This is a genomic window from Flavobacteriales bacterium (assembly GCA_021296215.1).
Lineage (GTDB): Bacteria > Bacteroidota > Bacteroidia > Flavobacteriales > ECT2AJA-044 > ECT2AJA-044.
Genome location: JAGWBA010000102.1, coordinates 1 through 5,347 on the forward strand (window position 1 = coordinate 1; position 5,347 = coordinate 5,347).

7 protein-coding genes are annotated in these 5,347 nt (G+C 47.8%); 6 read left to right on the forward strand and 1 reads right to left on the reverse strand.

Going from position 1 to position 5,347, the window contains the following annotated elements; all coding sequences use genetic code 11:
* Nucleotides 1-173: 173 nt before the first annotated feature.
* Nucleotides 174-563 carry a hypothetical protein gene (locus J4F31_11775; protein MCE2497236.1) on the reverse strand — a complete coding sequence of 130 codons (390 nt, stop codon included), beginning with the start codon at nt 561-563 and terminating at the stop codon, nt 174-176.
* A 157-nt stretch (nt 564-720) separates the two neighbouring features.
* Between J4F31_11775 and J4F31_11780 the strand changes: the two genes are divergently transcribed.
* The 6 genes from J4F31_11780 to J4F31_11805 all read left to right on the forward strand — a co-directional run bounded on the left by J4F31_11780 (nt 721) and on the right by J4F31_11805 (nt 5,118).
* A complete protein-coding gene (locus tag J4F31_11780; GenBank protein ID MCE2497237.1) occupies nt 721-1,110 on the forward strand; it encodes a hypothetical protein in 390 nt (129 codons plus the stop codon).
* A 197-nt stretch (nt 1,111-1,307) separates the two neighbouring features.
* Complete coding sequence (locus J4F31_11785) at nt 1,308-1,814, forward strand: hypothetical protein (protein ID MCE2497238.1); 507 nt, start codon at nt 1,308-1,310, stop codon at nt 1,812-1,814.
* A complete protein-coding gene (locus tag J4F31_11790) occupies nt 1,793-2,116 on the forward strand; it encodes a hypothetical protein (protein ID MCE2497239.1) in 324 nt (107 codons plus the stop codon). Before J4F31_11785 ends, J4F31_11790 begins: the two co-directional genes overlap by 22 nt.
* A 27-nt stretch (nt 2,117-2,143) precedes the next feature.
* On the forward strand, nt 2,144-3,499 hold the full coding sequence (locus tag J4F31_11795) for an LPP20 family lipoprotein (protein MCE2497240.1): 1,356 nt from the start codon (nt 2,144-2,146) through the stop codon (nt 3,497-3,499).
* A 30-nt stretch (nt 3,500-3,529) separates the two neighbouring features.
* Nucleotides 3,530-4,204, forward strand: a complete 675-nt coding sequence (locus J4F31_11800; GenBank protein ID MCE2497241.1) for a phosphoadenylyl-sulfate reductase — start codon at nt 3,530-3,532, stop codon at nt 4,202-4,204.
* Nucleotides 4,201-5,118: an SDR family oxidoreductase gene (locus J4F31_11805; protein ID MCE2497242.1), complete on the forward strand. Its 918-nt coding sequence runs from the start codon at nt 4,201-4,203 to the stop codon at nt 5,116-5,118. Before J4F31_11800 ends, J4F31_11805 begins: the two co-directional genes overlap by 4 nt.
* Nucleotides 5,119-5,347 lie beyond the last annotated feature (229 nt).

Consider the following 5,347-nt stretch of genomic DNA (forward strand, 5'->3'; position numbering starts at 1 on the left):
TGCTTTAGCTCATAATATCAGAAAAATGAGCGCATAGATCCAGGCAATAGACTGATTTGCTCAAAAAAAATCTTCACAAAAATTAGTAAAATCAACTACTTCTCAACTCATAAATGAAAAAGCCGTCTCAAGTTAAAATCGAGACGGCTTCTTTTCAATAACCTGTAGGAAAATCAATCTTCTAAAACCACATCGGATCTTGTCCATTTCGTATAGTCCACGATCTCGTTGTCGTCGTAATAAACCTCATACTGAACGGTGCCTTCTTCGGTCCAATACAACCACTTACCATCCTTTACGCCGCTCACATAATAGGACTCACAGGTTCTTTTTCCATTTTCATCCCAGGATTGCCAAAATCCATCGGGTGTACCGTTTTTATAACGACCGACTTCGCGGACATTTCCATTGGGATAATAATAAGACGCCCATACTACTGATTCTCCGGCAGCGCTAAACTCTGCCTTGATTTGGCCGTCGTTCCAAAACTCCGTTTTAATAGGTTCTTGAGCTGTGGCGACCAACACTACCATACTTATCGCAACTGTCATCAATGCTTTCATGGCTCCACATTTTACGTTAATAACTATTACAAAAGTAACAAAAAATAAACATCTACATAAAGTTGAGTTTACTTTTAATTAACATTGAGTTAACATTAGGAGGGATGAATCTTTTGGCATTACTTTTGAACTTGGCTAACCAGCTAAGCCTATAGACATGAAAAAATATTTACTCATCTTGTTCCTTACCGTGCTTCTTATTCCGATACTTTCGGCCTGCACAGGGAGTAAGAAAATGACTAAAAAAGCCGTTCAGCTTGAAGAAGCCCACATGACCGAAGAAGCAGCGCGCTACTACCTCATTGCTCTTCAACGCAAGGAAACCAATATCAACGCACAGATCGGACTCAAAAAAACCGGTCAAACCGTTCTCAATCAAAAACTCAGCGAATTTTACAAGTCCTTCGGCCAAGAGGAATACCGAGATGCCGTTTATGCGTACCGCGACGCGCACAATTACTTTGAAACTGTTGAACGTGTGCATGTAAGCTCGACTTCCCCGAGTACTATGAAGAGTACTACGATGAAGCCAAAGAAGTATATCTGAGTGCTCGTTATGAAATCGACCAAAAAGCCCTGGACGAAGAGCGCTTCGGAGATGCCAAGGAAGTGTTGACCGAGATCGCCGGTTTTGACCCGGAGTAGGGAGACCTCGAGGAACTACGCCACTACGCCAAGTTCGAACCAAAATATCGCGAATCCAAAGCAGCTCTTGGAGCTAAAAAATACCGCACCGCTTACTATCTGTTCGATTCCATTCTTCAGGATCGAGAATACAAGGATAGTCGGTCGCTCCAATCGCGTTGCAGAGAAAAGGCCACGTACACCATCGCCTTTTTACCCTTCGAAAACAGCACCGAAAGCGAAGGATCGGCTGAGGCGATCGCTGCGGCAATCATCAAGGATATCCTTCAAAGTAACGACCCGTTCCTTCGCATCATTGATCGCGAACATCTGGAGATATTACTGACCGAGCAAGAGCTCGGCCTGACAGGACTCGTGAATCAGCAAACAGCGGCCAATGCCGGTAATTTAGTCGGAGCACGCGCCGTATTAAGCGGGCACCTCGTTCGGATGACCGAAGACCGCGGAAGCGAAAAACGCGATATTAAAAAGGGGTATCACGCCTATGTCGAAAAGATTCTAGACAAAGAAACGGGTAAGTACCGATCGGTACTCGATACGACAAGGTTTATTACAAGCAATACGAAAAGGAAAACAAGGTCTCTTTGGCCTTCCAATACAAACTGATAAGTTCCGAAACCGGTGAGATCCTCATGTCGGATCTAATTGAGTTGAGTGAGTCGGACAAACAAGAATGGGCGCGCTACGATGGCGATGACCGCTACCTGTACCCCGGCACTTGGGAGCGTCGCGACAAAGCCAGCTCCAGCGATCGCGTATTCACCGGTAGGAGCCAACGCCGCGAACTCGAGCGATTGCTCGAGGCTTCCGATGAAGTAGCTTCGGTCGATGAACTCGCCGGAATACTTTATCGCTCAGCCGGACAAAAAGTCGCGCGGAAATTAATCACCTTCAATCCGGAATCGTGAACCTCCGCCCTCTTTACATATTGCTAATTGCTAACAATACTGACCTTGCAATCCTGTTCGGGAAGCAAGCAATCGCTCGAACCTTCCAAAAAGGAGCCGCATTGGATCGCCCAGCGTCCAGCTGATTCGGAGTACTATATTGGCGTGGGGCACTCTTCAAAGACGATCCACCCATTCGATTACGATGTCGTTGCTAAGCAAAACGCCCTCGAGAATCTCGCCGGCGAAATATCGGTGAGCGTTCGCGCCAATAGCGTGCTCTCCCGGACCGAGAATCCCGATGGCTTCTCCGAATCGTACCGCAGCCAAATCCGCACCCAATCCAACCTGGAGCTGGAAGGATTCGAAGTCTACGACACCTGGGAAGACGACGAGCGTTTCTACGTACTCTATCGACTCAGCAAGGCTGAATGGGCCGCAGCTCAATTGGCCAAAAAACGCAAGGCAATGGCACAATCCAAGGATTGGTATGCCAAGGCCCTTCGGGCCGATAGTCTCCACAACGCCTCCGAAGCCCTCACCTACTATGTAAAGGCCTTGGAGTCCATCGACACCTACCTGGGTGAGCCGCTCGAAGAATTCGATGAAAACGGTGAAAAGATCTTCTACGGAAACGAAGTCTATTTTCACCTTGCCGGGCTGATTCAGGGCCTCTCGGCCCGAAGTGCGATCTCGAAACTCACGCTCAAACAAGGCACTCTGCAACAAAACGAATCGATCGAATTCACCCTTACTAACGAAAGCGGATCACCACAATCAGGCCTACCGGTTCTGGTTAAGTACTCAGAGCAACTTAGCCGAGGCATTGTCTTCACCAGCGGTGATCATGGAAAAATCACCTACCCAATCCCCGTCATTCGCTCCAACGAAAGAACTCAATACATTCGCGCTCGGCTCGATGGTGAACACTGGCAAAACGAGATCACCGAGAACCGACTTGTTCGCGATATCCTTAACGGCCTAACCACCAAAATCGAAGAACCCATCATCGAGCTCGAAGTCCTGCCACCCACATTCAAAGTCCTTTCAACTGAAAAGAACTTGGGAAAACCACTTGGCACTGCCATGTTGGGTGGCACGGTGAGGTCCGTTCTCCTAGCTAATGGATTTGCCTCAGACAGCCTCGCCCCCGACTATTTTATCTCGATCGTCAGCGATACGGGCTCGGCCGGTGTCATGCGCAATATGGCCACTTGCTTTCTTCAAGGCGAAATGATCATTAGTCATGACGGAAAAGAGATCTATCGCACTTCGTTCCACGAGATCAAGGGGGTACAACTGAATTACCCCACGGCCGGAATGGCGGCCTATCGTGAAGGCGTTGAATGGCTTACGTACGAAATGCTTCCGCTCTGGATCGATCGAGTTAGACCTATGAGGTAAGGTACTTCTTGCGTACCTTTGACATAGTCTATGGATCTTATCACACCCCAAGTCGAACGATTCCGTGCCGCATTGCAAAGGCACGCTGAACAGAATAACCGAATATTCGCAAGCTCGAGCTTTCAAACACACAGCATTCCAATGTTGCATTTGATTAGCTCGATCGACAATTCCATTCCAATCTATTTCTTGGACACGGGCTACCATTTCCCTGAAACATTAACCTTCAGGGATGAAGTCGCGGAACTACTCGGCCTCGAAGTGCGCATCATTCGCTCCCCTATCGAAAAGATCAAGCAACGCCATGAAAACGGTCATTTGCTCTTTGCGAGCGATCCCGACCATTGTTGCTTCTTGAACAAGACCCTGCCCATGGAGCCGGTATTGCACGATTTTGATGTATGGATCTCCGGAGTACGCCGCGATCAAAGCTCGGTGCGCAAACAATTCGACTACGAGCAACCAGGAAAACACGGGACAACGCGTTTGCACCCGATGCTCGAGTGGAACAGTAAAATGATCTGGGATTACAGAAAGGAACACAGCTTACCCATTCACCCACTCGAAAAAGATGGATTCTTGAGTATAGGTTGCGCTCCTTGTACACGCAAATTCGACATGTCGGGCGATACTGACCGCCAAGGACGATGGGCCGGAATGAAAAAAAATGAGTGCGGGCTGCACACTGATCTAGCTTCGTCATGAAAATACTGATTACCGGTGGAACCGGATACCTCGGATATGGAATCGCCCGTGAACTGATCCGAATACGACCCGATATAGAGGAGCTCGTCATTTACGACAACCTATCGAGCCGTAAATACGATTTCTTTACCGGCAGCTCTTTGCCAACCGATCGCGTTCGATTTGTACAAGGCGACATTTTAGACGGAAGAAAACTCGAAAAGACCCTACAGGGAATCGATTGGGTATACCATTTAGCCGCAAAGGTCACAACGCCTTTTGCCGATCGTGAATCGCATTTCTACGACCAAATCAACCATTGGGGAAGCGCTCAATTAGCACAGTGCATAGAGCGATCGAATGTTGAAGGAATTATTTACCTCTCCAGCGCATCGGTGTACGGTGACGGAGCCGAAGAAGTAAACGAGACCTACGACCCGCACCCGAATTCCTTCTACGGCATTTCAAAGCTCGATGGAGAAAAGCAAATGCGTCGCCTAAAAGAGAATGTCAAGACCTACATCATCCGATCGGCCAACATATATGGTTTTAATCCGGCTTTCCGAATCGATGCCGTGGTTAATCGCTTTATGTTCGAAGCGCACTTCAATGGACGAATTTCGATCCATGGCCCAGGAGATCAAATGCGCAGCTTCATTCATATCGACAAGGCTTCCCATGTGTTGGCTCGCCTGGTAGGCTCGGAAGTTGAACCGAACACCTACAACCTCGGAGAACACAACCTCAGTATTTTGGAAGTGGCACAGTCCGTTAATGCCGTATACCCGGATCTTGAAATGCTCAACATCAACCACCAAATGAAAATGAAAAACCAGAGTATCGAATTGCCCATTAAACTGAGCCGCTCGATACCCTGGCCGGAGAAATCGCTCCATCAGGAGCTGACAGATTTCAAAAAAGCCTTTGCTTTTTAGTTACCGCCTTCGAGTTTTTCCATTTCCCTGTTGACCTCCTCTTTGAATTTTTCGTAGTCGTAGTCGATACGAAGACGCTCATCTTTGCTCAGAGTGGCGTTCATCGCCTCCAAGAGGCTTTCACCGGTCATTTCGATTGCGATATAGGTGTCCTAAGTTCGACTTTTCTAAATTTCATTATTTAATTAACAGGACTGAACAGAGGAATAAGGCCGATATAGGTTTTGCG